This is a genomic window from Micromonospora sp. NBC_00389, assembly GCF_036059255.1.
Taxonomy (GTDB): Bacteria; Actinomycetota; Actinomycetes; order Mycobacteriales; family Micromonosporaceae; genus Micromonospora.
The window spans coordinates 339,406-365,354 of sequence record NZ_CP107947.1; the positions used below are offsets into that span (position 1 = coordinate 339,406).

General features: G+C 73.4%; 25 protein-coding genes and 2 pseudogenes. 12 read left to right on the forward strand and 15 right to left on the reverse strand.

Annotated elements, in window-relative coordinates:
* Positions 1-163 precede the first annotated feature (163 nt).
* Both OG470_RS01610 and OG470_RS01615 read right to left on the reverse strand, forming a co-directional pair.
* Complete coding sequence (locus OG470_RS01610; RefSeq protein WP_328420032.1) at positions 164-1,768, reverse strand: histidine kinase N-terminal domain-containing protein; 1,605 nt, start codon at positions 1,766-1,768, stop codon at positions 164-166.
* Between the two features lie 24 nt (positions 1,769-1,792).
* A complete protein-coding gene (locus OG470_RS01615) occupies positions 1,793-2,824 on the reverse strand; it encodes an SIS domain-containing protein (protein ID WP_328426081.1) in 1,032 nt (343 codons plus the stop codon).
* Between the two features lie 189 nt (positions 2,825-3,013).
* Here OG470_RS01615 and OG470_RS01620 point away from each other — a divergent pair, with 189 nt between their 5' ends.
* Positions 3,014-4,852, forward strand: a complete 1,839-nt coding sequence (locus OG470_RS01620; RefSeq protein ID WP_328420034.1) for a tetratricopeptide repeat protein — start codon at positions 3,014-3,016, stop codon at positions 4,850-4,852.
* Here OG470_RS01620 and OG470_RS01625 read toward each other — a convergent pair whose 3' ends face one another.
* Positions 4,853-6,430, reverse strand: a complete 1,578-nt coding sequence (locus OG470_RS01625; protein WP_328420036.1) for an MDR family MFS transporter — start codon at positions 6,428-6,430, stop codon at positions 4,853-4,855. It lies immediately after the preceding gene.
* A gap of 111 nt (positions 6,431-6,541) precedes the next feature.
* On the opposite strand from OG470_RS01625, the pseudogene OG470_RS01630 reads away from it, so the two are divergent.
* Positions 6,542-7,160, forward strand: a pseudogene (locus tag OG470_RS01630) (TetR/AcrR family transcriptional regulator); the annotation flags it as partial.
* A gap of 44 nt (positions 7,161-7,204) precedes the next feature.
* Here the strand turns inward: OG470_RS01630 and OG470_RS01635 are convergent.
* Both OG470_RS01635 and OG470_RS01640 read right to left on the reverse strand, forming a co-directional pair.
* Positions 7,205-7,714 carry a GNAT family N-acetyltransferase gene (locus OG470_RS01635; RefSeq protein ID WP_328426083.1) on the reverse strand — a complete coding sequence of 170 codons (510 nt, stop codon included), beginning with the start codon at positions 7,712-7,714 and terminating at the stop codon, positions 7,205-7,207.
* Positions 7,711-7,932, reverse strand: coding sequence for a biotin/lipoyl-binding carrier protein (locus OG470_RS01640; RefSeq protein ID WP_328420038.1), 222 nt, complete (start codon positions 7,930-7,932; stop codon positions 7,711-7,713). The genes OG470_RS01635 and OG470_RS01640 overlap by 4 nt, the downstream gene beginning before the upstream one ends.
* Positions 7,933-8,069: 137 nt before the next feature.
* On the opposite strand from OG470_RS01640, the gene OG470_RS01645 reads away from it, so the two are divergent.
* Positions 8,070-8,228: a 50S ribosomal protein bL37 gene (locus tag OG470_RS01645; protein WP_328420040.1), complete on the forward strand. Its 159-nt coding sequence runs from the start codon at positions 8,070-8,072 to the stop codon at positions 8,226-8,228.
* 118 nt (positions 8,229-8,346) lie between these two features.
* On the opposite strand, the gene rsrA is transcribed toward OG470_RS01645, so the two are convergent.
* From rsrA to OG470_RS01670, 5 genes are all read right to left on the reverse strand, one after another.
* Complete coding sequence (gene rsrA / locus OG470_RS01650) at positions 8,347-8,634, reverse strand: mycothiol system anti-sigma-R factor (RefSeq protein WP_328420042.1); 288 nt, start codon at positions 8,632-8,634, stop codon at positions 8,347-8,349.
* A 1-nt stretch (position 8,635) separates the two neighbouring features.
* Complete coding sequence (locus OG470_RS01655) at positions 8,636-9,463, reverse strand: sigma-70 family RNA polymerase sigma factor (RefSeq protein ID WP_328420044.1); 828 nt, start codon at positions 9,461-9,463, stop codon at positions 8,636-8,638.
* 283 nt (positions 9,464-9,746) lie between these two features.
* Positions 9,747-10,364, reverse strand: a complete 618-nt coding sequence (locus tag OG470_RS01660; protein ID WP_328420046.1) for an alpha/beta hydrolase family protein — start codon at positions 10,362-10,364, stop codon at positions 9,747-9,749.
* Positions 10,365-10,416: 52 nt separating this feature from the next.
* Positions 10,417-10,809, reverse strand: coding sequence for a WhiB family transcriptional regulator (locus OG470_RS01665; protein ID WP_328420048.1), 393 nt, complete (start codon positions 10,807-10,809; stop codon positions 10,417-10,419).
* 196 nt (positions 10,810-11,005) lie between these two features.
* The gene (locus OG470_RS01670) at positions 11,006-11,716 is read right to left on the reverse strand and encodes an SOS response-associated peptidase (RefSeq protein WP_328420050.1); all 711 of its coding nucleotides are present in this window, start codon (positions 11,714-11,716) and stop codon (positions 11,006-11,008) included.
* A gap of 102 nt (positions 11,717-11,818) precedes the next feature.
* Here OG470_RS01670 and aroA point away from each other — a divergent pair, with 102 nt between their 5' ends.
* The 4 genes and pseudogenes from aroA to OG470_RS01690 all read left to right on the forward strand — a co-directional run bounded on the left by aroA (position 11,819) and on the right by OG470_RS01690 (position 16,105).
* Positions 11,819-13,120, forward strand: a complete 1,302-nt coding sequence (gene aroA / locus OG470_RS01675; RefSeq protein WP_328420052.1) for a 3-phosphoshikimate 1-carboxyvinyltransferase — start codon at positions 11,819-11,821, stop codon at positions 13,118-13,120.
* A complete protein-coding gene (rsgA, locus tag OG470_RS01680) occupies positions 13,090-14,250 on the forward strand; it encodes a ribosome small subunit-dependent GTPase A (protein WP_328420054.1) in 1,161 nt (386 codons plus the stop codon). The genes aroA and rsgA overlap by 31 nt, the downstream gene beginning before the upstream one ends.
* A 28-nt stretch (positions 14,251-14,278) precedes the next feature.
* Entirely contained in the window at positions 14,279-15,097 is an 819-nt protein-coding gene (hisN, locus tag OG470_RS01685; RefSeq protein WP_328420056.1) for a histidinol-phosphatase, read from the forward strand.
* Between the two features lie 59 nt (positions 15,098-15,156).
* Positions 15,157-16,105 (forward strand): annotated as a pseudogene (locus OG470_RS01690) (hypothetical protein).
* Here the strand turns inward: OG470_RS01690 and OG470_RS01695 are convergent.
* Positions 16,063-17,262: a glycosyltransferase gene (locus OG470_RS01695; protein ID WP_328420060.1), complete on the reverse strand. Its 1,200-nt coding sequence runs from the start codon at positions 17,260-17,262 to the stop codon at positions 16,063-16,065. The pseudogene OG470_RS01690 and the gene OG470_RS01695 sit on opposite strands and share 43 nt — an antisense overlap.
* Positions 17,263-17,497: 235 nt before the next feature.
* Here OG470_RS01695 and OG470_RS01700 point away from each other — a divergent pair, with 235 nt between their 5' ends.
* The 3 genes from OG470_RS01700 (at position 17,498) to OG470_RS01710 (ending at position 20,027) form a co-directional block, all read left to right on the forward strand.
* Positions 17,498-18,496, forward strand: coding sequence for an SDR family oxidoreductase (locus OG470_RS01700; RefSeq protein ID WP_328420062.1), 999 nt, complete (start codon positions 17,498-17,500; stop codon positions 18,494-18,496).
* 83 nt (positions 18,497-18,579) lie between these two features.
* Positions 18,580-19,365 carry an ATP-binding protein gene (locus OG470_RS01705; RefSeq protein ID WP_328420064.1) on the forward strand — a complete coding sequence of 262 codons (786 nt, stop codon included), beginning with the start codon at positions 18,580-18,582 and terminating at the stop codon, positions 19,363-19,365.
* A gap of 89 nt (positions 19,366-19,454) precedes the next feature.
* Complete coding sequence (locus OG470_RS01710; protein WP_328420066.1) at positions 19,455-20,027, forward strand: DUF5709 domain-containing protein; 573 nt, start codon at positions 19,455-19,457, stop codon at positions 20,025-20,027.
* Positions 20,028-20,047: 20 nt separating this feature from the next.
* Here the strand turns inward: OG470_RS01710 and OG470_RS01715 are convergent, their stop codons facing one another.
* A complete protein-coding gene (locus tag OG470_RS01715; protein ID WP_328426085.1) occupies positions 20,048-20,707 on the reverse strand; it encodes a response regulator transcription factor in 660 nt (219 codons plus the stop codon).
* 14 nt (positions 20,708-20,721) lie between these two features.
* Positions 20,722-21,888 carry a MacS family sensor histidine kinase gene (macS, locus tag OG470_RS01720; protein ID WP_328420068.1) on the reverse strand — a complete coding sequence of 389 codons (1,167 nt, stop codon included), beginning with the start codon at positions 21,886-21,888 and terminating at the stop codon, positions 20,722-20,724.
* A 120-nt stretch (positions 21,889-22,008) separates the two neighbouring features.
* Between macS and OG470_RS01725 the strand changes: the two genes are divergently transcribed.
* The gene (locus OG470_RS01725; RefSeq protein ID WP_328420070.1) at positions 22,009-22,467 is read left to right on the forward strand and encodes an ATP-binding protein; all 459 of its coding nucleotides are present in this window, start codon (positions 22,009-22,011) and stop codon (positions 22,465-22,467) included.
* 22 nt (positions 22,468-22,489) lie between these two features.
* Here the strand turns inward: OG470_RS01725 and OG470_RS01730 are convergent, their stop codons facing one another.
* On the reverse strand, positions 22,490-23,428 hold the full coding sequence (locus tag OG470_RS01730) for a ribose-phosphate diphosphokinase (protein ID WP_328420072.1): 939 nt from the start codon (positions 23,426-23,428) through the stop codon (positions 22,490-22,492).
* Positions 23,429-23,531: 103 nt separating this feature from the next.
* On the opposite strand from OG470_RS01730, the gene glpK reads away from it, so the two are divergent.
* Positions 23,532-25,016, forward strand: coding sequence for a glycerol kinase GlpK (glpK, locus tag OG470_RS01735; RefSeq protein ID WP_328420074.1), 1,485 nt, complete (start codon positions 23,532-23,534; stop codon positions 25,014-25,016).
* A 16-nt stretch (positions 25,017-25,032) separates the two neighbouring features.
* Here the strand turns inward: glpK and OG470_RS01740 are convergent, their stop codons facing one another.
* Positions 25,033-25,866 carry a phosphoribosylaminoimidazolesuccinocarboxamide synthase gene (locus OG470_RS01740; protein WP_328420076.1) on the reverse strand — a complete coding sequence of 278 codons (834 nt, stop codon included), beginning with the start codon at positions 25,864-25,866 and terminating at the stop codon, positions 25,033-25,035.
* Positions 25,867-25,949 lie beyond the last annotated feature (83 nt).

Here is a 25,949-nt window from a genome sequence, read left to right on the forward strand (position 1 = left end):
GGGCCGGCTGTGTGCTCGTCGGGTCACGCCCACCTTGGTGAGCGTGATACCGCAGAGGCATAAATATGACTCACAGGTATCGCGCTCATCCGCACATCTACGCCCGGAGCCGACCCGCCCGGGCGCGGAACACCCAACGCCGGCCGGGGAGGGGGCCGGTAGGTCAGGGTTGCGAGCGGCCCTCGGGCGCGCTGCGGGCCAGCGGGACGACGAGCACCGCCTCGGTGCCGCCGTTCGCGCCGGCACGCAGCTCGATGGTGCCGCGCAACTCCCCGGTGACCAGGGCACGGACGATCTGGAGGCCGAGCCGGCTGCCGCGTTCGGCGTCGAAGTCGGGCGGCAGCCCGCGCCCGTTGTCCGTCACCGAGACGTGCAGCATCTTGCGGAACCGGTGCGCCGAGACCACCACCTCCGGCCGGTCCACCGCCCCGGTCGCCGGGACGACGGCGGGCACGGCGCCGGGCACCACGGCCGGGACGTACGCGGGACCCGCCTCGTCCACCTCATCCGCTGGCGGGAAGCCGTGCTCGACGGCGTTGAGCAGCAACTCGTTGAGGACCATCACCAGCGAGGTGGCGATCTCCGCCGGCAGCACGCCGAAGGTGCCCTGCCGCCGCATGCCGACGCTCACCTCGGTCGCCGCGACCTCGGTCGCCGCGCTCGCCACCCGGTCGACGATGCCGTCGAACTCGACCGCCTCGTCGCTGGACATGGAGAGCGTCTCGTGCACCAGGGCGATCGAGGCGACCCGGCGGACCGACTCCTCCAGGGCGACCTTGGCCTCCGGCATCGCCACCCGGCGGGCCTGCAACCGCAGCAGCGCGGCCACCGTCTGGAGGTTGTTCTTCACCCGGTGATGGATCTCCCGGATGGTGGCGTCCTTGGTGATCAGGGCCCGGTCCCGGCGACGGACCTCGGTGATGTCCCGGACCAGCACCAGCGCGCCGATCGGTACCCCGGCGGGCATCAGCGGCAGCGCCCGGGTGAGCATCGTGGCACCGCGCGCGTCGATCTCCCGTCGGGGCGGCGCCTCGCCGCGCAGCGCGGCCAGGATGCCGTTCGCCGCCTCGGTGCCGTCCAGCGGGTCGCCGGCCAGCCGGCGGTGCAGCGCGGCCAGGTCCTCCCCCACCAGGTGGGCGGCGTAGCCCAGCCGGCGGTACGCGGACTGCGCGTTCGGGCTGGCGTAGGTGACCTTGCCGCCGGCATCCAGACGGACCAGCCCGTCGCCGACACGGGGCGCGGAGGTGGTCTCGCCGGGGTGCCGGGGCGGCGGGAAGGTGCCGTCCGCGATCATCTGGGCCAGGTCGTCGGCCGTGGTCAGGTAGTTGAGCTCCAGCTGGCTGGGGGTACGCGCGGTGGAGAGGTTGGTGTCCCGGCCGACCACGGCGACCACCTCGCCGGCCTCGCCCTCGGCGGTGCGCAGCCGGACCGGGATCGCCTCGTGCCGGGCCGGCACGTCGCCGTACCAGACCGGGTCGCCCTCCCGCCAGATCCGGCCCTGGGAGTACGCCACCCCCAGGTGGGCCACCTCCGGCCCGCCGACGATCCGCCCCACCTGATCGTCCTGGTACGCGGTGGGCGCGGTCGTCGGGCGGACCTGGGCGACGCAGAGGAACGTGCCCTCGGCGTCGACCGGCACCCACAGCAGCAGATCGGCGAAGGACAGGTCGGAGAGCAGTTGCCAGTCGCCGGCGATCCGGTGCAGGTGGTCGATGTCGGCCGGACGGAGATGGGTGTGCTCCTCGGCGAGGTCGCGCAGCGTGGACACGGTGACAGCGTGCCACGCCGCGCCTCACATCGTCGCGGTGACCTTCTTCAACCCGCGCGGTGCGTCCGGGTCCTCGCCCCGGGTCAGCGCCAGGGCCAACGCCAGGCGCTGCAACGGCAGGATGTCCAGCAGCGGGGCGTACCGCTCGTCGACCTCAGGAACGGCGAGCCGGGTGGCACCGGGCACGTCGGCGGAGCCGACCACCACCACGTCGGCGCGGCGTTCGCCGAGACGGGGCAGCACCTCCCCCATCGACCGGCCACCCGGGCCGGAGCCGACCACGGCGAGCACCGGGACCTCCGGGTCGGTCATGGCGAGCGGACCGTGCAGCAGGTCGGCGCCGGAGAAGGCGAGCGCCGGCAGGTACGAGGTCTCCATCAGCTTCAGCGCGGCCTCCCGGGCGGTCGGGTAGGCGTACCCGCGCCCGGTGGTGACCAGTTGACGGGCGAACCGGTAGCGCGGCGCGAGCTTGGCCGGGGTGTCGTCGGCCAGGGTGCGGGCGGCCAGCTCGGGCAGCGCCGCGAGCGCCTCCCGCTCGGCCGCCGGGAGCACCCCGTCGCCGGCCCGGATTCCCTCCACGAGCATCAGCAGGGCGAGCAGCTCGGCGGTGTACGTCTTGGTGGCGGCGACCGCGCGCTCGTGCCCGGCGGCGATGTCGATGCTCAGCTCGGCAACCTCGGCCAGCGGGGACCCCGGGGCGTTGGTCACCGCGAGGGTCAGCGCGCCGGAGGCCCGGGCGGCGCGTAGCACCTCGGCCAGGTCGGGCGAGCCGCCGCTCTGGCTGACCCCGACGACCAACGCGTCGGACAGGTCGGGACGGGCGCCGAACAGGGTGACCGCGCTGGGCGAGGCGAGCCCGGCGGGCAGGTTGAGGCGAATCTCGGTGAGGTACGCCCCGTAGAGGGCCGCGTGGTCGGAGGTGCCCCGTGCGGTGAAGACCACGTGCCGCGGCCGGCGCTCGGCGACGGCAGCCGCCACCCGGGCGATCTCGCCGGCGTTGGCGGTGGAGAGCAGGCGGGCGTAGCCGGCCGGCTGCTCGTCGATGTCGGCGGCCATCCCGGCCCCTGCACGTGTCACGGACACTCCCCCCTTTGCGCGATTGCCGCGCGTTTCCTGCTCAGTCTTGCATCTTTGGCTCGCTCCGAGCAATCGAACGAGCAGTAGTGCGCAGTTGATCACCTACCAATCTCAATATCAACTAGACTTGTCCCGCTTCACCCGGTGTAGCTGCGACGAGAGGACGACGTGCCCGAGGGAAGGGACGACCCCGCGCTCTCCGCGACGGAGGAGCTGGCCCTGGCCCGGCTGGCACTGGACGAGGGTGATCTCGACCATGCCGCCGGCCACCTCGCCGGCGCGCTGGCCCGGGCACCGACCCTGCCGGAGGTGCACGAGACGCTGGCCCGGCTGGCCGCGGTCGGCGGTGGCGGGCTCGACCTATTCCCCCTCAACCACCACACCTTCGTCGGCGCCGTCGTCGCCCGGGCCCACCTGCTGGCCGCCGCCGGCCGCCCCGCCGAAGGGCTGGAGCTGCTGGCCGCGGCGACCGGGTACGCACCCGGCACGGAGTGGGCCGGCGTGCCGTGGGTGACCGCGCCCGAGCTGGCCGAGCGGCTGGACCCGGAGCACATCGCCCGAGTCCTCATGCAGGTCTGCTCCGCACTGCCCGATCCGGTGCCGCGGGCCGGCCGGGGCGCGCTGGCGCCGTACCTCGCGCTGGCCCGCAACGCGGTCACCGTCCGCCCCGAGCACGGCCTGCTGCTCGGCGCGGCGTCCGCGCTGGCCCGGCGGCTCGGCGAGGTCACGCTGGCGATCCGCTGGGCCACCCGAGGGGTACGGTCCCAGCCGTCGAAGATGGGCGAGGTCTGGCTCGGGTACGCGTACCGCAGCGCCGGCCGGACCCGCGACGCCCTCGCGGCGCTCGGCCGGGCCGTCGCGCTGGACCCCGACGACCTGGCCATCTATGCCGACATCGCCGGCACCCTGGCCGAGACCGGCCGGCTCGACGAGGCGCTGGAGTGGACCGAGCGGGCGCTGGCCCGGGACCCGTCGTTCGACTGCGCGGTGCACACCGCCCACCGCCTGCGGCACCTGCGCGACGGTGATTTGTCCCACCTGGTGGCGCTCGCCGACTTCGTCCGTGACCACCCGGACGACAGCCACGAGCACGGCGACCTGGCCCAGTGCTGCCGAGGCCGGCCCTGGCTCGGTCAGCTGACACCGGCCGGCGGTCCGCTGGTCGACGCGCTGCGCCAGGCGGTCGTCGACGACGACAACGGTCTCGGCAGCGCCGTACGCCTGACGGCGGCGCCGCCGCCGAGCGCCGTGCGGACGGCCACCTCGGTGGCGCCCGGGCTACGGATCGAGGTGTCCGGCGCGCCGGACCCGGATCCGCGCGAGCCCCGGCGGGCGTCCGCCCAGCGGCTGTGGCACTACGCGGACACCGTGCCGACGCCCGCGCTGCCGGCGCCCTCGGCGGCGGCGGTCGAACGGATCGGGCAGGTCGCGCACCCGGCCTGGCCACACCCGCCGGCCGCCTACGACGCCGCCGTGGGCCTGGCCGGTCTCGATGTGGCCGACCTGCTCGGCCTGCTGGTGCACCCCCCGGCAGCGCCGGCCAACGCGGTGGGCCGACTGCTGGCCGCCCACGACCCGTCGGTCTGGGTACGCGGCGTGCAGGTGTGGGCCTGCCTGGGGCTGCTGCACCACCGGACCGACGAGCCGTGGGAGGGCAGCACCCGGCGCCGGGTGCTGCTGGACCTGGTCTGGGGGGTGGAGGACTGGGTCACCGAGGCGGCGCTGTTCGCCCTGGTCACCGCCGCCTGGGTGGACCCGGCGGTGCGGCCGGACGTGGCCCGGGTGGTCGCCGAGCGGCTGGCCGACGCGGTGGCGGTGGCCCGTGTGCGGCCGGTCCCGATCGCCGTCTCACTGGCGCACCTGGCGCTGGCCTCGCCGGCACTGGACCCGGCCACCACGGCGCTCGCCACCGAACTACTCGGCAACCAGTCGCCCCAGCTCCCCCGGCCCCGCAACCCACTCCGCCGGCTCTGGCAACGCCTGACCACCCTCCGCTCCCGCCCCTGATCAGGCGACCGGGGCCCTGCCGAGAGCGATCTCGGCCTCCTCCTCCGGAGTGGCCTGCGCCGGCGCCTCGTTCGCGGTGCGCAACGGGATCTCCTTGATGAACCAGGCGAGCACCGGGATCGCGATGGTGAACAGCACTGCCCACAGGAAGACGTGTGAGATCGCGTCGGCGAGACCGCCGAGCACCAGCTCACGCGCCTGGGCCGGCAGCTCCTTGAGCTTCTCCAGGTCCATCCCGCCGCCCTCGCCACCGAAGGCACCGCCCGCGCTGGAGCCGTTCAACCGGCTGGCGAAGATCGCGCCGAACAGGGAGATGCCGAACGAGCCGCCGATCGACCGGAAGAAGGTGGCCGCGCCGCTGGCCGCGCCGAGGTCCTTCTGCTCCACGCTGTTCTGCGCGATCAGCATGGAGGTCTGCATGAGGAAGCCCATGCCGGCACCCAGCACGACCATGTACAGCGAGGACTGCAACTTGCTGGTTTCGGTGTCGAGCAGGGTCAGCAGCGCCATGCCCGCGGTCATCACCACGCCACCGATGATCGGGTACGCCCGGTACCTGCCGGTCTTCGTGATCGCCCGCCCGATGACCAGCGAGACGACCAGCATGCCGAACATCAGCGGCAGCAGCAGCAGGCCACTGTTGGTCGCCGAGGCTCCCTGCACGGTCTGCTGGTAGAGCGGCAGGAAGTTCATCGCACCGAACATCGCGAAACCGAGCAGGAAGCCGATCAGCGAGACCAGTGCGAAGTTGCGGTTGGCGAAGAGGGCCAGCGGGAGAATCGGCTCGGCGACACGGCGCTCGACCAGGCCGAACGCCACCAGCGCGAGCGCGGCCAGCACGGCCAGGCCGAGGATCTGCGGTGAGGTCCAGTCGTACTCGTTGCCGCCCCAGGTGGTGATCAGCACGACCGCGGTGATGCCGACCGAGAGCAGCCCGGCGCCGAGCCAGTCGATCCGGTGCTCGGTGCGGTACTTCGGCAGGTGCATGGTGGTGATCAGCACGAGCAGCGCGACGCCGCCCAGCGGCAGGTTGACGTAGAACGCCCAGCGCCAGGAGAGGTGGTCGGTGATGAAACCGCCGACCAGCGGGCCGGCCACCATGGCGATGGCCATGATGCCGGCGATCATGCCCTGGTAGCGCCCGCGCTCGCGGGGCGGGACCAGGTCACCGATGATCGCCATCACGCCGACCATGAGGCCGCCGGCGCCCAGACCCTGCAAGGCCCGGAAGGCGATGAGCTGAACCATGCCGTCGCTCGGACCGCCGAAGATCCCGGAGCCGGCCATGCCGCAGAGCGCGGAGCCGAGGAGGAAGATGCCGACCGAGGTCAGGAAGACCGACTTGCGGCCGTAGAGGTCACCGAGCTTGCCCCAGATCGGGGTGGAGACGGTGGTGCCCAGGACGTACGCGGTGACCACCCAGGTGAAGTGGCCGAGCCCGCCGAACTCGCCGACGATCCGCGGCAGCGCGGTGCTGACGATCATGTTGTCGAGCATCGCGAGCATCATCGCGATCATCAGCCCGAACAGCACGACCCGTACGTTCGGTCGCACTGTGGCCTGGGTTGCCTGAGTCATGGGTAAGCTCCCCCCGAGGATTGCCACGCTTACTTGCCGCCCGGCTAGTTACCTTACTAGCCGCACGGTAAGTTGGGTGCCAACTGACGGTCAACCGATTTGGGGGCATGGGTGAGGGAGAGCACAGGCGGCACTCGGGAGCGGATCAAGGTCGTCGCGCTCGAGCTCTTCACCGAGCAGGGGTACGAGAAGACCTCGCTGCGGGAGATCGCCGAGCGCCTCAACGTCACCAAGGCAGCGCTCTACTACCACTTCAAGAGCAAGGACGACATCGTCGCCAGCTTCGTCGAGGAGCGCTTGGAGCGGATGGACGCACTGACCGCCTGGGCCGAGTCACAGCCGGCGACCCTGGCCACCCGGCGCGAGCTGATCTCCCAGTACGCCGACACGATGTTCACCGGCGACCAGCCGTCGGTGATGCGCTTCTTCGAGCAGAACCAGACTGTGCTCAAGAGCCTCGCGTCCGGCCAGCAGATGCGTGGCCGGATGATGCAGCTGGCCAACGCGCTCTGCCGGGGCGACGACTCCCCCGCCGCCCAGCTGCGCGCCGTGCTGTCACTGTTCGCGGTGCACAGCAGTTGGTTCGCCGTGCGGGCGCCGGGCATGACCGACGCTGAGCGCCGCCGGATCGCCCTGGAGGTGGCCGACGAGCTGCTTGCCGCCATCGGCGTGGCGCCCGACGAGAAGGCCGCCCCGGCCACCTCGGTCGACCCGCCCGCCTGATCGACCGCGGGCTCAGCCCCGGCATCTCAGCCTCGGGGCGGCTCCGGCATCTCAGCCTCGGGACAGCTCCCGCCGCAGGCCGAGCAGGTCCACGCCCGGCACCGGCGACCAGTCCCGCTCTGGCGACCGGACGAAGCCGAGCCGCTCGTACAGCCGGTGCGCCGAGGCGGCCATCCCCGCGCGGACGCAGATCACCACCGCCGTGCAGCCCAGCTCGGCCGCGCGGTCGACGCACGCCTGGGCCAGCGCCGCGCCGACACCTCGCCCCTGCCCGGCCGGGTCGACCGCGAGCATCCGGAATTCCGCCTCGCCGGGGCCGGAGAGCTCGGCGAACGGGGTGCCCGGCAGCACGAAGGTGACCGAGCCGAGCACCGCGGCGGTCGCCTCGTCCACCGCGACCAGCACCTCGCCGCTGTCGGCCCGGGTCGACACGTCGGCCAGCACCGCGCCGTACCCGTGCTCGCCCTTGAGCTGGCCGTCCGCCTCGTACGCGGCCACGGTCAGCCGGGCCACCGCCGGGAAGTCGGCCGGCTCGGCGCGCCGGACCCGCAGGCCGGTCAATCGATCACCGCGATGAGGTCGCCGTCCTGCACGACGTCGCCCTCGTTGACGGCGAGCTGCTTGATCACACCGTCGGACTCGGCGATGACCGGGATCTCCATCTTCATCGACTCGAGGATCACCAGGGTGTCGCCCTCGGACACGGTGTCGCCGGCCGATGCCACGACCTTCCAGACGTTCGCCACCATCTCGGCGCGGATCTCCTCGGCCATATGCACGGCCCTCCCTTTTCCCGATGTGCCTGCTGACGTATCCAATCATGCGGCGGGCGACGGTGGGCGCGGAGCGGTGTTGCAAGGGTGCCCGGCCGCCCCGGGGGAAGGTGTCGGGTGCCGGCCGCACTACCATCAGCGGGTTGGAACCGCCGCCGGGCCGCCGGTGGGTGCACCGGCGCGAGGACGTGCGCAGGACGGTTCCGACCCATCACGAGGAGGTCAGCATGGCGAAGAAGTCCCGCAAGAAGAAGGCTCGGAAGAAGAACGCCGCCAACCACGGCAAGCGTCCCAACTCCTGAACGCGCCGACGGGCCGACGGCCCGTCACCGCTCAGCCCAACCCGGGGACGCCGGGTACGACGGTGGCCCGGGTCGACATCGACCCGGGCCACCGGTTTGTCCGTTCAGTACGCCGACGTCAGTCGGCCAACTCGCGGGAATCGCTGGTCTCGAAGACCACCAGCTCAGTGAGCTTGACCCGCAGCCGCTCGCGCAGCTCGTCCGGCGCGGTCTCGTTGCCGCAGCAACGAGCCACCAGCGCCCGCACCTCCTGCTCGAGGCCGTACTCGCGCAGGCAGGGCCCGCACTCGTCGAGGTGGTGCCGGATCAGCGAGCGCCGCTCGTCGGCGCACTCCAGATCCAGGTAGAGATAGACCTCCGCGAGCACCTCGCGGCAGTCCGTCTCGTGCGGCTTCCCACAGCTCACGTCACACCTCCCGGCCGGCAGCGGCAGCGGTCGAGCCCTTCGACGAGCGGGCCGGGCTGAAGCCCCGCTCCGCGGCGTAGCGCTCGAGCAGCTTGCGCAGATTACGACGGCCCCGGTGCAGGCGCGACATCACGGTGCCGATCGGCGTGCCCATGATGTCGGCGACCTCCTTGTACGAGAAGCCCTCGACATCGGTGAGGTAGACGGCCAGGCGGAACTCCTCCGGCAACTGCTGGAGGGCCTCCTTGACGTCGCTGTCCGGCAGCCGGTCCAGTGCCTCGGTCTCGGCGGAGCGCAGCCCACTGGAGGTGTGCGACTCGGCCTCGGCGAGCTGCCAGTCGGTGATCTCCTCGGTGGGCGCCTGGATCGGCTGGCGCTGCCGCTTGCGGTAGGAGTTGATGTAGGTGTTGGTCAGGATCCGGTAGAGCCAGGCCTTCAGGTTGGTGCCCTGCTCGAACTGGTGGAAGGCGGCGTACGCCTTCAGGTAGGTCTCCTGGACCAGGTCCTCGGCATCCGCCGGGTTGCGCGTCATCCGCAGCCCAGCAGCGTAGAGCTGATCGACGAATGGCATCGCGTCCCGCTCGAAACGGGCCCTGCGCTCGTCCGTCTTCTCGGTGGTCAACCGCACATCCCCTCGCGTCGGATGCTTTCCCGCCGAGGATACGCGCACGGACCTGCCCACAGATTCACTTCCGGCCGGTGTGCTCGTGCTCACCGCACCCGCCCCGCCCGGTCCCGCCGTCGCGGGCCAGTCCGGGCCATCCAACAGCCGCTTCAGCTGCCGGGCGTCCCGTTCGTCCCGTTCCAGGGTCCGTGTATCGGTTGGCACCCGTCACCCCCCTCGCAGAAAAGTCGTCCGGGGGTAGTAACGCGGGACAACGGGTGGGGCATTCCGGCCGGCCGTCCCGTTCCTGGTCCCAGCCCCGGCGACAGCCGGCGCTGGGACCAGGAAGGGCCTGGGAGGACTGGCACCGCCCGTCCGGATCGGGCCGGCGGCACCATCGGATGCAACGACCCGCGCCCGGCACCGGACACGGTCCGGCCGACCGACCGGTGCTGTGGCAGGCGTTCACGTCGCGCGGCCGCGACCGGGTTCGGCGCGGCAGCGCGGATCAGCCGGCCGCCCAGCCCTGGGCGCGCAGCCAGTCCCGGACCACGGCCGCCGTACCGACCGGATCCCGCCGCAGGTCATGGGTTTCGCCGGGTCGGGTCACCACCTGCACGGCCGGCCCCGGCTCCGGCATCCCGAACGGGTCCCGGTCGCCGTTGACCACCAACGTCGGCAGGCCGGTATCCAGTTCGCTGGCCCGGGAGCGTTCCGGCCGGCCGGGCGGGTGCAGCGGAAAGGCCAGCGCGACGACGCCGGCCGCGCCCACCGCGCGGGCCGTCCGGCAGGCCACCCGCGCACCGCTGGACCGACCGCCGACCAGCAGTGTCGGGACGTCCGGGTGCCTTTCGCGCAGCGCAGCGAGCACTGCGGTCCACGCCTCGTCGAGGTGCCCGGCGGGGGCCGGCGCACGCCGGCCGGCGACCCGGTAGGGCTGGGTCACCCGGACCACCGCCAGGCCGACCGCGACCGCCGCCTCCCGTACCGCGAGCAGGTCGGGCGCGTCCACGCTGCCGCCCGCACCGTGCCCGAGCACTAACAGGGTGGCAGCCGGCCGGGCCGGCAGGTCGGTGTCGATCCGCGCCGGACCGCGCGGAGTCTCGATCTCGTCGCTGGGCAGCACCGCACCATTCTGCGCCGCCAGGTCGGCGCCCGGGACAGGACCCGGCCGGCGTTCAGCTCAGCGGCACCAGGGTGAGCAGACGGTCCCGCACCGGCGGGCCCGCGTCGTCGACGGCGTCCGGATCCGGCTGGACCTCGCCGCGCCAGGCGACCAGCATCGCCCGCCGCTCCCGAGGCGTGGTGCCGCCCCACACGCCGTGGCAGTCACCCACCTCCAGGGCCCAGGCCAGACAGGACCCCTGTACGTCGCAACTGCGGCACAGTGCGACAGCGGCGTCCGCCGGCTCGTTCGGCGCCGGAAAGAATGTCTCTGGATCGACGCTCTGGCACGTCCCTCTGGTGCGCCAACTGTCATCCTGTCGCCGTTCCTGCAAGGCTCGCAGCAGTCGCGGATCTCGCCGCGCCGCAGCCACCTCGTGCGGGCGGGGCATACGCGCCCGTGTCATCCACCCACCTCCCCCGTGGGACCGGCAAGATCGATGGATGTCGTCCGCCCCGTGCGAATCGACACCCACTACCGGCGCTGTGTTCTATCGCACTTCCGGACACTGAGACAAGGGGTTGCCGGGAACATGACTGAACGGTTAGGAGACGAATCGCGCGCAACCCTGGCAAATCGGCGCCCGACGATGCGCGTGGGCCTCAGAACAGGGTCAGCTCCTGCGGCGCGACCGTTGGCGCCACCGGCACCCGCGCGATCAACTGCGGCCCGTCGTTGCGGACGTCGCCCACCGCCGGCCCGACCGGGCGGATCTCCAACCCGGCCAGCTGGTCCGCCGTCGGCGGGGCGAGCAGCCGGTCCGGCTCGTCGGTCGACGCCAGCCACGCCGACCACCGCTCGGGCGGCAGCAGCACCGGCATCCGGTCGTGCACCTCGGCCAGCTCGCCGAGCGCCGCGGTGGTCAGCACGCTGAAGGTGAGCCGGGTGTCGGCACCGGACTCCCAGATCGACCAGATGCCGGCCAGAGCGAGCACCGAGCCGTCGGTGGGCGTCATGTAGTACGCCTGACGTCCGCCGTCGGGCTGGCGGACCCACTCGTACCAGCCGTCGGCCGGGACCAGGCAGCGACGACGGGCGAACGCCCCGGCGTACGCCCGGCTGGTGGCCACCGTCTCCGCCCGCGCGTTGATCATGCGGGCCGCACCAGCGGCGGACCGGGACCAGTGCGGCAGCAGGCCCCAGCGTCCGACGCAGAGGGAGCGGTGCCCCTCCGGGGTGACCCGGACCAGCGGCACCGGGTCGGTGGGTGCGACGTTGTGATCAGGCAGGATCCGGCCGTCGGTGTCGTCCGACGACTCGAACAACGCGCTCAGCTCACCGGAGCTCCGGGTCGTCGCGTACCTGCCGCACATGGGCACACGCTAACCCGTCGAGGGCCCCGCCGGCTGTCCCGCCAACCGGGAGTACGACCGCCGTTCGGCGCCGCCCACCGGCCGACACGGCAGAATGTAACCGTGGGGAACCTGATCGCGACCCGGCCGCCGCAGCCGTGGACCGCACCGACCGCGTCCGACCCGGTGGCGGCCACGCTGCGCCTGCCCGGGTCCAAGTCGATGACCGCGCGTGCCCTGGTGCTCAGCGCACTGGCCGCCGGCCCGTCGACCCTGGCCGGGCCGCTGCGCGCCCGGGACACCGAGCTGATGGCGGCCGGCCTGCGGGCGATGGGCGCGCACGTGTCGATCAGCGACGACGAACGCTGGCTCGTCCGGCCGCACCCGCTGGCCGGCCCGGCGCACGTGGACGTGGGCCTGGCCGGCACGGTGATGCGGTTCGTCCCGCCGGTGGCCGGGCTGGCCGACGGGCGGATCACCTTCGACGGCGACCCGCAGGCCCGCACCCGGCCGCTCGGCCCGCTGATCGGCGCGCTGCGCTCGCTGGGCGTCCGGATCGACGCCAGCGGCGCGGGCAGCCTGCCGCTGACCGTGCTCGGCTCCGGCGGGGTCACCGGCGGTGAAGTGGTGATCGACGCCTCCGCCTCCAGCCAACTGGTCTCCGGGCTGCTGCTGGCCGCGCCGCGCTTCGACCGGGGCGTCGTGGTGCGGCACGTCGGCCCGCCGGTGCCGTCCGCGCCGCACCTGCGGATGACGGTGCAGATGCTGCGGGCCGCTGGCGCGGCGGTCGACGACACCACCCCCGACGTGTGGACCGTCGAGCCCGGCCCGCTCACCGGGCGCGGCTGGGAGATCGAGCCGGACCTCTCCGGTGCGGTGCCGTTCTTCGCCGCCGCCCTGGTCACCGGCGGCGAGGTCACCCTCCAGGGCTGGCCGCGCAGCAGCGCCCAGCCGGTCGAGCAGCTCCGCTCGCTACTGCACCGGATGGGTGGCGAGGTCACCCTCTCCACCACCGGGCTGACCGTCCGGGGCACCGGCGTGGTGCACGGCCTGACCGCCGACCTCTCCGACGTCAGCGAGCTGACACCGGCGCTGACCGCGCTGGCCATGCTGGCCGACTCGCCGTCGTCCTTCACCGGCATCGGGCACATCCGCGGCCACGAGACCGACCGGCTGACCGCGCTGGCGCGGGAGTTCACCGCACTCGGGGCGGACGTCACCGAGGCTCCGGACGGGCTGGAGATCCGGCCCCGGCCGCTGCGCGGCGGCGTGTTCCGCACCTACCACGACCACCGGATGGCGCACGCCGCCGCGGTGGCCGGGCTCGCCGTGCCGGGCATCGAGGTGGACGACGTCGGGTGTACCTCCAAGACCATGCCGGAGTTCCCGGCACTATGGTCAGCGATGGTGACCGGCAAGAGCTGACGCGACAGGGGGCGGTCCTGGCGACCAAACGGCGGGAGTACGACGAGGACGACGTACGGGTCCGACCCGGGAAATCGTCGCGTCCGCGTACCCGCACCCGACCCCGGCACGCCGACGCGGTGGACGGCTTCGTCATCGCCGTCGACCGGGGGCGCTACACCTGCGTGCTGGCCGGGGCCGAGCACGGCGTGGTCGGGGCCGAGCTGCCCACGGTCACCGCCATGCGGGCTCGTGAGCTGGGCCGCAAGTCGGTCGTGGTGGGCGACCGGGTCAGCCTGGTCGGGGACACCTCGGGCGCGGAGGGCGCTCTCGCCCGCATCGTCCGGATCGCCGAGCGCCGCTCGGTGCTGCGCCGCACCGCCGACGACGACGAGACCACCGCCGAGGGCCGGCTGGAGCGGGTGGTGGTGGCCAACGCCGACCAGTTGGTGATCGTCAGCGCGCTGGCCGACCCGCCGCCGCGCACCGGGTTCATCGACCGCTGCCTGGTGGCCGCGTACGACGCGGACATCGACCCACTGCTCTGCCTCACCAAGGCCGACCTGGCCGGGCCGGAGGAGGTGCTGGGCTACTACACGGAGCTGGAGCTGCCGTACGTGCTGAACCGCCCCGACTCCGACCTGGACGCGCTGCGCGCGCTGCTCGCCGGCCGGGTGTCGGTGCTGGTCGGGCACTCCGGGGTGGGCAAGTCGACACTGGTCAACCGCCTCGTCCCGGACGCCCTTCGGGCGGTCGGCGTGGTCAGCGCGATCGGCCGTGGCCGGCACACCTCGACCAGTGCGGTGGCGCTGCGGCTGCCACCGATCCCCGGCATCGACACCGACCCGGGCTGGATCATCGACACCCCGGGCATCCGCAGCTTCGGGCTGGCGCACGTCTCCGCCGACAGCCTGCTGCACGGCTTCCCCGACCTGGTGGAGGGGACCGCCGACTGCCCACCCAACTGCCCGCACACGGCCGACGAGGCCGACTGCGGGCTGGACGCCTGGGTGGCCGCCGGCAAGGCCGACCCGCGCCGGCTGGCCTCGTACCGCCGGTTGCTCGCCTCCCGGGCCGGCGAGGGCGACCAGCGCGGTGAGACCGACCAGCGCGGGCCCGGCGAGGGCGACCGGCGCGGGCCCGACGAGTGAGCCACCCGGCGTCGGCTAGGTTGCCGGCATGACCGGGTACGCCGACGACCTCGCCCTCGCCCACCTGCTCGCCGACCGGGCCGACGCCATCGCCACGGCCCGGTTCCGGGCGCTCGACCTGCGGGTCGAGGCGAAGCCTGATCTGACCCCGGTGTCCGACGCGGACACCGCCGTGGAGCGGGAGATTCGCGCGTTGCTGGCCGAGCACCGGCCGGGCGACGGCGTGCTCGGCGAGGAGTACGGCGCCCAGCCGGCGAACGCCCCGGACGGCCGGCAGTGGATCATCGACCCGATCGACGGCACCAAGAACTTCGTCCGCGGCGTGCCTGTCTGGGCCACCCTGATCGCGCTCCTCGACGGTGACCGGCCGGTGGTCGGCGTGGTGTCCGCCCCGGCGCTGGGCCGGCGCTGGTGGGCGAGCGCGGGCGCGGGCGCGTACGCCGGGCCGGGCCCCGCGGCCGGCGAGCGGATCGGCGTCTCCGCGGTGCGACGGATCGCCGACGCCAGCTTCTGTTACTCGTCCCTGAACGGGTGGGAACGCGCCGGGCGGCTCGACGCGATGCTCGACCTGATGCGGGACAGTTGGCGCAGCCGGGCGTACGGCGACTTCTACGGCTACATGCTGCTGGCCGAGGGTGCACTGGACGTGATGGTCGAGCCGGAGTTGTCGCTGTGGGACGTGGCGGCGCTGGTGCCGATCGTCACCGAGGCGGGTGGCACGGTCACGGATCTGGCCGGTCGACCGGCTCCGGCTGGCGCGCCGGGCACCGAGAGCAGCGCGGTGGCCACCAACGGTGTGCTGCACGCCGACATCCTCGCCCGGCTGGATCGACCAGCCGAGCATTGACCCCGGGCAACCTCTATCCTCGCCAGGTGGTCTCCTCCGGCTGGTGCTTTCTCGCGGCGATGATTGTCGCGTACGGCTTCGCCAACCTGCTCCAGTCGGTGGCCGCGGCCCGCACAACCGTGCACCACACCTTCGATCCGGGGCTGCTGCTGCGGCTGGCCGGGCACCGGACGTACCTGGTCGGGTTGGGCTGCCAGATCGGCGGTTTCGTGCTCGCCTTCCTGGCCCGGCGGGACCTGCCGCTGTTCCTGGTCCAGGCCAGCGTGGCCGCCGGGCTCGGGGTGACCGCCATCCTCGGCGTGCTGGTGCTGAAGTGGCGGCTGCCGGTGGCCGAGGTGGTGCTGCTGGGCCTGCTCTTCGCCGGGATCAGCGCGCTGGTGCTGTCCGCGCGACCGGCGCCGTCCCGGCAGCTCGGCACCGCCGGCTCGGTCGCCCTGCTGGTGGCGCTCGGCGTGATCGCGGTGCTCGGTGTCTTCGCCGTCCGGCTGCACGGAGCGCCCGGGTCGGTGGCTCTCGGCTCGCTGGCCGGGCTGGCGTTCTCCTCGGCCGCGGTGGCTGCCCGGCCACTGGCCTCCGCACCGTCGGCCGAGGCGTTCCTCGCCAACCCGCTGTTCTACCTGCTGATCGTCCACTCGATCGTCGGCCAACTGCTGCTCGGCCTGGCCATGCAGCGCGGCTCGACGACCGCCGCGGTCGCCGCGATGGACGCCGCCGGAGCGGTGCCGGCGGCGATCGTTGGCCTGCTGTTGCTCAACGACAAGATCTGGCCGGGGCGGGAGTGGCTGGCCGCGGTCGGTTTCCTGGTCACCCTGGCCGCGGTGATCGGGCTGACCCGGTACGCCGAGCCGCAGCAGCACTCCGCGAGGGCGCAACGCCCCGGCCGGACCATGGTCGGCGCCGGCCGACCCGGCTGAGCAGGCGCCCACGCCACGACTGGCGTGGCGTGGGCGGATCCCGACTCAGACTCAGGCTTCGACCGGTTTGCGGCGGCTCACCACCCGCTCGTAGAGGCGCTCCAGCGCACCGGCGGTCCGTTCCCAGGTGTAGCTGCTCCGGACCCGGTCCACTGCGGCGTGGCCGTAGGCGAACCGCCCGGCGTTGTCGGTGAGCAGCCGGCGCAGGGAGACCCCGAGGGTCCGTACGTCGCCGGGGGGCACCAGCCGGCCGGTGACCTCGTCGACGACGGCGTCCGCCAGGCCGCCCATCGCGTAGCCGACCACCGGCACCCCGCAGGCCATCGCCTCCAGGGAGACCCGCCCGGCGGAGGAGTAGTGCGGCGTGCAGGCCACCACGTCCGCCGACCGGTACCAGGTCGCCATCTGGTCGTGCGGCACCGCCCCGACCAGCCGTACCTGGTCGGCCAACCCGGCCTGCTCGGCCAGCTCGCGCAGCCGGCGTGCCTCCGTGTGGTTGGCCAACTGGTCAGCCGGCGGCCCGCCGGCGATCACCAGCTCAGCGTCACCGACCAGCCGCATCGCCCGGATCAGGTCCTCCTGGCCGTGGCCCGGGGAGAGCCCGCCCACGGAGAGGATCCGGGCCCGCTGCTCGCGCGGCGCCGCCTCACCATCGGGGTGGAACTGCTCGATGTCCACCCCGGCGGGCACCATCGCCACCGAGCTGCGCTGCAGGCCCATCCGGGTCAGTTCGTCCACCTCGTCGTTGCTCTGGGCCACCGCGATGTCCACGGCGCGGGTCAGCGCGCGTTCCAGTGGGATCCGCTCCCCCGGCCCGTCGTACCGACCGCCCAGGTGGCGCAGTTGCTCGACGCCGAGCGAGTGGAAGGTCTGCACCACCGGGATGTCGGTCTCCCGGACGGCGTGCGCGGCGGCCAGGCCGCCGATCCAGTAGTGCCCGTGCACCACCTCGGGCCGCCAGGCGCCGGCCCACTCGTCGGCCAGCCAGCGGCCGAAGCCGGTCACGTGCGGGATCAGCTCGGCGGTGGGCAGCGGGGTGGGCGGCCCCGCCGACACCCGTCGCACCTGGTAGCCATCGACGTCAACGGTCTCCGGTAGCCCGGGGTCGTCCCGGCGCTCGTAGATCCGGACGTCGTGGCCTCGGCCGGCCAGCTCGGCGGCGACCCGCGCGATGTGCTGTTGGGTGCCGACCGGCGGGCCGTCGGCGTGCCGGTACGAGCTGGTGTGCGCGCAGACGAGGCCGACGCGCATGGGTCACCTCCCTGCGATCTTTCCTCGGCGGTGGTCCTCCCGGTCAGAGCGTCCCATTAACCCAGAGGTCGGGAGCCGAAACCTGGCAGATCGGGAACAGTCCCCGCAGGTGCCACCGACACTTGCGCCACGACAACCACGAAACCGCCCTGCGCAGCCCCCGACGAGGCGGTTCCACGAGGATCGGCGAGGGACCTTTGGTATGACCCGGCCTGGTCGGGGGTACCGCTCAGGAATGCCGCTGACCCGCAGCCTCGACGATTCGACCGTGGTGATCACCGGCGCCTCCAGCGGGATCGGCACGGCCACCGCGTACGCGCTGGCCCGCCGGGGCGCCGCCGTCGTGCTGGCCGCCCGAAGCGAGCCGGCGCTGCGGCAGGTCGCGCAGCGCTGCCGGGAGTTGGGCGGTCGGGCGCTGGTCGTGCCGACCGATGTGACCGACCTGGAGTCGGTGCAGCGGCTGGCCGACCGGGCGGCGGCCGAGTTCGGGCGCATCGACGCCTGGGTGAACAACGCCGCCGTGGGAGCGGTGGGGCTTTTCGACGAGATCCCGGTCGCCGAGTTCCGCCGGGTGGTGGAGGTGAACCTGCTCGGCGCGGTGCACAGCTTCAAGGCCGCGCTGCCGCACCTCGGCGCGGCCGGCGGCGGGGTGCTGGTCAACAACGCCTCGATGCTGGCCGAGGTGGCGATGCCGTACCAGTCGGCGTACAACGCCACCAAGCACGGCATCCGCGGGCTCGCCGACACCGTCCGGCAGGAGCTGCGGGTCACCGGCCGGGGGCAGATCTCCATCTGCACGGTGCTGCCAGCCACCATCGACACCCCGTTCTTTCGGCACGCGGCCAACCACAGCGGACGCGAGCTGGTACCACCGCCGCCGGTCTACCCGCCGGAGGTGGTCGCCGAGACCATCGTCCGGCTGCTGCGTCGGCCCCGCCGCGAGGCGTACGCCGGCGGCGCAGCCCGGCTCCTCGGCCTGCAGTGGCGGCTGGCGCCCGCACTGGTGGAGCGCATCCTCGGCTGGTACACCCACCGCACCCAGTTCGGCCCGGGCGCCCGAGTCGACAGCAGCGGCAACGTGTTCCACGCCGACGCGGCGGGCCACCGGGACGGCGGTTGGCACGGCCGACGGCGGCAGTTGGTGCGGATGACCGCCGCGTTCGGCCTCGCCGCCGCCGGCACCGCGGTCGGCACGATGGCGGCGATGAGCCGTCGGACCCGGCAGGACCAGTGATGCCGAGCATCGAGCGACCGGAAGCCAGCGCGAGAAGTGAGCCGGTGCTGCGAGCCCCGCAGTCGCGAGCGAAGGAAGGAACAGTGACGTCCGTCACCAGCGAGCACGATCGGGCGATCATGTCGGCCGGCGCGCATTGTCTGGTGGAGATCGACGAGTCGTCCGCGGTGGTCCGGGTGACCGGTGTGCTCGACGCCCCCTGCGCCGGCACGGTCCGCGACGCGCTGCTCGCCCGACTCTGCGACCGGCCCGGCCCGGTGGTGGCCGACGTGACCGGGCTGCGGGTCGACGACCCGGTCGGGCGGGGCGTCTTCGCCGAGGTCCGTCGGGAGGTCGCCGACTGGCCCGCTGCTGACCTGCTGCTCTGTGACCCGGCGGTCCCCGGGCCCAGCCGCGCGGACACGGCGCTGGGCGGCGTGCCGGCCTGGCCCACCCTGGCCGGCGCGCTGGCCGCGATCGCCGCAGCGCCGCTGGCGGCGGTGCTCACCGCCGAGCTGGCCCCGACGGTCGGAGCGGCCGGGCAGGCCCGCGAGCTGGTGACCACCGGTTGCCGGCGCTGGGACATGCCGGCGCTGGCCGAGCCCGCGTGCATCGCGGTCACCGAGATGGTCAACAACGTGGTGGCGCACGCCCGGACCCCGATGACCGTCCGGCTGGCTCCGCAGGACAGCACCCTGCACCTGGCGGTTCGCGACCACTCCCCGCGGCGGCCGGCGTTCGCCGGGCTGGTGCCGCCGACCCACGCCGGAGGGCGGGGCCTGCTGCTGATCGGCACGATGGCCCGGCGGTGGGGCAGCAGCGTGGTACCGGACGGCAAGGTCGTCTGGTGCGTGCTGCACCCCGCAGACGAGGCGAGCGCCCTCGGCTGACGGGCCGTTGCGGCCCTGTTGTCCAACTCGACACCGCACGGCCGGCAGTGCCCCGGTTATGCCGGGAGGGCAGCGGGTAGTGATCAGACATGCGCGACAACGAGTTCCCGACCCCCGTGTCCGACACCGAGGCGCAGGGGCTGCCCGACACCGCCGACGACGACTCGACCGCCAACGACGACGTGCTCACCGGGCGCGAGGCGGACGGCCCGGATCCGGCCCAGCTGCCCGGCGACCGGACGCCCGTGGCGGTGGACCGGTTCGGGACCACCGCCGAGGAGCAGCTCGACGGTGAGTCGTTGGACTACAAGCTCCAGCGGGAGACCTTCGAACGCCCGGTCGACGACCCGCTGGCCGGCCCGGTCGACCCGAAGATCGCCTTCGAGGCGGACAACGAGGCGGCCGCAGCGGAGGCCCAACTGGACGCCGACGTGATGGACCCGGGGCCCACCTCGGACCCGAACTCCCCGGTCTCCCTCTACGACCACGGCCAGCTCGGCACGGTGGCCGACGCCACCGTGGGCCGGCTGGTGGAACCGGACGAGGGGGCGCACACCGACCAGGAGACCGACTCCGTCGCGTACGACGCCGGTTCAGCCGGGGGCGGGGCGACCGCCGAGGAGTTGGCCATCCACGAGACGGAGCCACCGCGCTCGGTCTGACCCGTCGGCCCGCCGCCGAGTCAGTCGTCGAGACCGCGCTCGATCGCGTACCGGGTCAGCTCGACCCGGTTGTGCAGTTGCAGCTTGCCCAGCGTGTTCTGCACGTGGTTCTGCACCGTGCGGTGCGACAGCCCGAGCCGCTGCGCGATCTGCTTGTACGACAGCCCCTTGGCCACCAGGCGCAGCACCTCCGTTTCCCGATCGGTGAGCCGGGGCGCCCCGGGCTCCGAGCCGTCGGCCGGGCCGGCCCCCGACCCCGACCCGGTGCCGGCGGCGAGCCGGCGGTACTCGCCGAGGACCAGCCCGGCCAGGCCGGGGGTGAAGACCGGCGCGCCGTCCGCCGTGCGGCGTACCGCGTCGAGGAACTCGGCCGGCGCCGTCGACTTCACCAGGTACCCGGTGGCCCCCGCCTTGACCGCGTCCAGCACGCTCTGCTGCTCGCCGCTGGCGCTGAGCATCAGCACCCGCACGTCGGGCAGCGCCGCGCGCAGCCCACGGACCACCTCGACACCGGAGATGTCCGGTAGTTGCAGGTCGAGGACGACCACGTCGGGTCGGGCGGCGGCGGCCACCCGGATCGCCTGCCGTCCCTCGCCGCTGGTGGCCACCACCAGGAAACCGGCCTCGGTCAGGTCGCGGGCCACCCCCTCCCGCCACATCGGATGGTCGTCGACCACCATCACCCGTACGGGGGTCACCGGTCCGCCCTCGGCACGGTCAGCTCGATCTCGGTGCCGGCCTCGGGGGTCGACACGATCCGGACCGTCCCGCCCAGGTCCGCCACCCGGCCCCGGATCGACTGGGTCACGCCGAGCCGCCCCTGGGCGGCCGCCTCGGCCAGCCGGCCGTCCGGGATGCCCGGCCCCTCGTCACGGATCGACACGGTCACCGTCTCCCCCTCGTCCTCGATCAGCACCCAGGCCCGCCCGCCAGCATGCCGTCCCACGTTGTCCAGGGCCGCGCCGGTCGCGGCGGCCAGTTCCCCGGCCGTACGCCGGGGCAGCGGCACCGGGGTGGCCGGCGCGGAGAGCGACACCGCCGGTGAGGCGTACCGGCCGAGCAGGGTCCGCAGGTCCACCGCGCCGGCATCGGCCACGTCCGTGCCGCCCCGGCCGGCGTCACCCGCCGGGACGGCGTCACCGACCGGAGCGGCGCCGGCGATCAGCGCGCGCAACGCGGCCTCCTGCTCGCCGGCCAGCCGGGCCAGCTCGCCGGCCTCGCCGGGCAGGTGCGCGCCGCGCCGCTGCACTAGCGCCAGCACCTGCAGGACCGAGTCGTGGATGCCCCGGGCCAGCCGCTCCCGCTCCCGGGTGGCCGCCTCCAACTCCACCGCGCGTTGCAGCCGCTCCTCGGCGGTCACCGCGAGCCGGGCCACGTGCCCGACCACCACTCCGGCGAGCAGCAACAGGATGACCCCGGTGAACGAGGACTGGCCGATCCGCTCCCGGGTCGCCAGGTCAGCGCCAGCGACCAGCAGCGCGGCCACCGTGCCCCGCCGCCGGCCGCCAGAGACGGCCCAGGCCAGCACCGGGCCGGCCATCCAGGCCACCCCCAGAGTGGGCACGCCAGCGGCGAGCGCCGCGCGGCCGACCACCCACGGAGTGGCCAGCACGAGGGCCATCACCACCCCGAGGTCGGCCAGCAGCAGCGGCCAGCGCCGCCAGGCCGGCCGGGCGTACCCGATCGCGGTCGCCCCGGTCCAGGCCATCATCACCAGGACGAGAGCGCCGACGAGGAACGGATGGGCGTACCGGTCGGCGTCGCGCACCGCGAGCGCGCAGACGTACGCGAGGGACGCCAGCCGGAACACGGTGAGCGCCCGCCAGAGCGGCACCTCGAAACCACCCGGCGGTGACGACATGGCGGTCAGGATGCCACAACCGGGCCCGCCGGGCGGGGAGCGCGAAGTGCGGTCCGAGGAACCCTGACGTACGGTGGAAATGCCGCGAAATACTCCGCGATCGGCCGTCGGGACGGGGCCATGACGAACGCAGATCCGCACGCACCGCGTACGGTTGTGCCCATCGAACCTGCCCTCCTGATCGCCGAGGCCTTCGACCAGGCCCAGGTGACCGAGATTCGACACTCGGTCACCTCCTGCGCGCATGCCTCCGGGCTGACCGGGCAGCGGCTGGACGACTTCGTGCTGGCGATCAACGAGCTGATCACCAACGCGGTGCGGCACGGCGGCGGGCGGGGATGGCTGCGGCTCTGGCTGGAGCCGGGGATGCTGGTCTGCGAGGTCGCCGACCACGGGCGTGGGATCAGCGCGCAGCGGCTGGGCGACCGGCGCCGGCCGGCCCCGGACACCGCCGGCGGCTGGGGCCTCTGGCTGGCCCGCGAGCTGACCGACGCCATGGAGGTCGCCACCGGCACCGCCGGCACCACCGTCCGCATCACCACGGCCCTCACCAGCAACAACCACAACACCGCACGCTGACGCCACGCCCACGGGTGGCGGGTCAGGCGAAGAGGGCGGAGACGGACTCCCCGTTGTGGATCCGCCGCATGGCTTCGGCCAGGGCCGGTGCCACCGAGAGGACCTGCAGTTTGGGGACCCGCTTGGCGGTCGGGATGGGGACCGTGTTGGTGCAGACGATCTCCAGTACGCCCTCCTGGTCGCCGAGCCGCTGCAGCGCGTCGCCGGAGAAGAGGCCGTGCGTGCAGGCCAGCCGGATCGAGCGGACCTTCAGGCCACGCAGGTGCTCCATCAGCTCGACGACCGTGCTGCCCTTGGCGATCTCGTCGTCCAGCACGATGACGTCCTTGTCGGTCACCTCACCGATCACGGCGCTGATCTTGACCAGGTCGTCGTTGAACCGCTGCTTCGCCCCGGCCGCGACCGGCGTGCCGAGCAGCCGCGCGAACGCGGCCGCCTCCTTGGCGTTGCCCAGGTCGGGCGAGACCACCACGGTGTTGCTGAGGTCGTATTGCCGGAAGTGGGTGGCCAGCTCGCGCAACGCGTGCAGGTGGTCCACGGGGACGCTGAAGAAGCCGTGCACCTGCGGCGAGTGCAGGGTCAGCGCAAGCACCCGGTCCGCCCCGGCCGAGGTGAGCAGGTCGGCGACCAGCCGGGCGCCGATCGAGATCCGCGGCGCGTCCTTCTTGTCCGAGCGGGCGTACGCGTAGTGCGGCAGCACCACCGTGATCCGGCCGGCGGACGCGCCCCGGGCCGCGTCGATCATCAGCAGCAGCTCGACCAGGTGCTCCTGCACCGGCGGCACCAACGGCTGGATCAGGAAGACGTCCCGCTCCCGACAGTTGGCCTGCAACTGGACTTCCAGGCAGTCGTTGGCGAACCGGGAGACCCGCACCGGATGCAGCGGCACCCCCAGGTGGGCGCAGATCTCGGCGGCGAGGTCGGGATGGGCGGTTCCACTGAAAACGGCGATGTCGCGCACGTTCGCACATCGTAGGCGAAGCGTTTGGTGGCGGACGGCGGCGGGCGGCAACCCGGCCGTGACACCGGTCGACCGGCGCCGCAGGTCCGGGTACGGTGCTGCGGTGACCCCCCAGTACGTCGCCGCCATCGACCAGGGCACCACCTCCTCACGGTGCATCGTCTTCGACCGGGCCGGGGAGATCGTCGCCGCGGCCCAGCGCGAGCATCGGCAGATCTTCCCCCAACCCGGCTGGGTGGAGCACGACGCCGAGGAGATCTGGGACAACGTCCAGCAGGTCGTCCGGGAGGCGCTGGAGGCCGCTGGCACCGACGCGGCGGGGCTGGCCGCGGTCGGCATCACCAACCAGCGGGAGACCACCGTGGTATGGGACCGGGCCACCGGCCGCCCGGTGGCCAACGCCGTGGTCTGGCAGGACACCCGGACCGGGCCGCTGCTGCGCGAGCTGGCGGCGGCGTACGGCGAGGAACGGTTCCGGGCACGCACCGGCCTGCCGCTGGCCACCTACTTCGCCGGGCCGAAGCTGCGCTGGCTGCTGGACGAGGTGGACGGCCTCCGCGAGCGCGCCGAGCGCGGCGAGGTGCTCTTCGGCACCATCGACAGTTGGCTGATCTGGAAGCTGACCGGCGAGCACGTCACCGACGTGACCAACGCCAGCCGGACCATGCTGATGAACCTCGCCACCCTGGACTGGGACCCGGAACTGCTGGACGCCATGGGCGTACCGGCAGCGATGCTGCCCGAGATCCGCTGCTCCGCCGAGGTCTACGGCACGGCCACCGGAGTGCTGGCCGGGGTGCCGGTGGCCAGCGCGCTCGGCGATCAGCAGGCCGCGCTGTTCGGGCAGACCTGCTTCCAGCCGGGCGAGGCGAAGTGCACCTACGGCACCGGCAGCTTCCTGCTGCTCAACACCGGCGCCAGCCCGGTCCCCTCGACGCACGGCCTGCTCACCACGGTCGCCTACCGGATCCACGGCCAACCGGCGGCGTACGCCCTGGAGGGCGCGATCGCGGTCACCGGGTCGCTGGTGCAGTGGCTACGGGACAACCTCGGGTTGATCTCCACGGCCGCGGAGGTGGAGGAGCTGGCCGGCACCGTGGACGACAACGGCGGCTGCTACGTGGTGCCGGCGTTCTCCGGGCTCTTCGCCCCCCACTGGCGCAGCGACGCGCGCGGCGTGATCGCCGGCCTGACGGGCTACATCACCAAGGGGCACCTGGCCCGGGCGGTGCTGGAGGCGTCGGCCTGGCAGACCCGCGAGGTCGTCGACGCGATGAACGCCGACTCCGACGTGGCGCTGCGCCGACTCCGGGTGGACGGCGGCATGACCGCCAACGGGCTGCTCATGCAGTTTCTCGCCGACGTGCTCGACGTGCCGGTGGTCCGTTCCCGGATCACCGAGACCACCTGCCTGGGCGCCGCGTATGCGGCCGGCCTGGCCGTCGGCTTCTGGCCGGACCTGGCCACGCTGCGCGCGCAGTGGCGCTCCGACGCGCAGTGGGAGCCGGCCATGGCCCCGGAGCTGCGCGACCGGGAGCTGCGCAACTGGCGCAAGGCCGTACAGCGCACCCTCGACTGGGTGGAGTGACCGCCGGTCCCGGCGATCACTCCCAGCGGTTGCCGGTGAGCTTCTCGTAGACGTCGATGTAGCGGGCCCGGGTCGCCTCGACCACCTCGGCCGGCATGTCCGGCGCCGGGCCCTGCTTGTCCCAGCCGCTGCCGGTGGCCCAGTCCCGCACGTACTGCTTGTCGTAGGAGAACTGCACCCGCCCCGGCTGGTACGACTCGGCCGGCCAGAACCGCGACGAGTCGGAGGTGAGCAGCTCGTCGGCGAGGACCAGGGTGCCGTCCGGCGCCCAGCCCAGCTCGATCTTGGTGTCGGCGACCAGGATGCCCCGGTCGGCGGCCAGCTCGGCGCCGCGCCGGTAGATGTCGATGGTGATCTGCCGCAGCCGTTCGGCGGTGGCCTGGCCCACCTTGTCCACCACGTCGGCGAACGTGATCGGCTCGTCGTGCTCGCCCACCGGCGCCTTGCTGGACGGCGTGAAGATCGGCTCGGGCAGGATCGACGCCTCACCGAGCCCCCGGGGCAGCGGTACGCCGGAGACGGCGCCGGTGCGCTCGTACTCCCGCAGGCCGCCGCCGGTGAGGTAACCCCGGGCGACGCACTCGACCGGGACCATGTCCAGCCGCTGGCAGCGGATCGCCCGCCCGGCGAACTCCGCCGGCACGTCGGTGGCCGAGATGACGTGGTTCGGCACCAGGTCGGCGAGCTGCTCGAACCACCACAGCGAGAGCGCGGTGAGCAGGCGGCCCTTGTCCGGGATCGGCGTCGGCAGCGCCACGTCGTAGATCGAGATGCGGTCCGAGGCGACCAGGATCAGGTCGTCACCGTCGGCGTAGACGTCCCGGACCTTGCCCGAGTGCAGAAGTTCCACGCGCCCTAGTACACCACGTGGCACCGGGGGCCCCGTTCCGGCCACCCGAGCCGGGGCCGATCGCAGGGGTGACCGGACGGACG

Excerpts from the sequence above, each read along its gene's own strand:
- rsgA (WP_328420054.1), top strand. The coding sequence starts at position 13,090 with ATGGTCAGCGATGGTGACCGGCAAGAGCTGACGCGACAGGGGGCGGTC.
- OG470_RS01695 (WP_328420060.1), bottom strand. The coding sequence starts at position 17,262 with ATGCGCGTCGGCCTCGTCTGCGCGCACACCAGCTCGTACCGGCACGCC.
- OG470_RS01710 (WP_328420066.1), top strand. The coding sequence starts at position 19,455 with ATGCGCGACAACGAGTTCCCGACCCCCGTGTCCGACACCGAGGCGCAG.
- OG470_RS01615 (WP_328426081.1), bottom strand. The coding sequence starts at position 2,824 with ATGGCCGCCGACATCGACGAGCAGCCGGCCGGCTACGCCCGCCTGCTC.
- hisN (WP_328420056.1), top strand. The coding sequence starts at position 14,279 with ATGACCGGGTACGCCGACGACCTCGCCCTCGCCCACCTGCTCGCCGAC.
- OG470_RS01725 (WP_328420070.1), top strand. The coding sequence starts at position 22,009 with ATGACGAACGCAGATCCGCACGCACCGCGTACGGTTGTGCCCATCGAA.
- OG470_RS01715 (WP_328426085.1), bottom strand. The coding sequence starts at position 20,707 with ATGGTGGTCGACGACCATCCGATGTGGCGGGAGGGGGTGGCCCGCGAC.
- OG470_RS01665 (WP_328420048.1), bottom strand. The coding sequence starts at position 10,809 with ATGACACGGGCGCGTATGCCCCGCCCGCACGAGGTGGCTGCGGCGCGG.
- OG470_RS01670 (WP_328420050.1), bottom strand. The coding sequence starts at position 11,716 with ATGTGCGGCAGGTACGCGACGACCCGGAGCTCCGGTGAGCTGAGCGCG.
- macS (WP_328420068.1), bottom strand. The coding sequence starts at position 21,888 with ATGTCGTCACCGCCGGGTGGTTTCGAGGTGCCGCTCTGGCGGGCGCTC.
- OG470_RS01700 (WP_328420062.1), top strand. The coding sequence starts at position 17,498 with ATGCCGCTGACCCGCAGCCTCGACGATTCGACCGTGGTGATCACCGGC.
- OG470_RS01625 (WP_328420036.1), bottom strand. The coding sequence starts at position 6,430 with ATGACTCAGGCAACCCAGGCCACAGTGCGACCGAACGTACGGGTCGTG.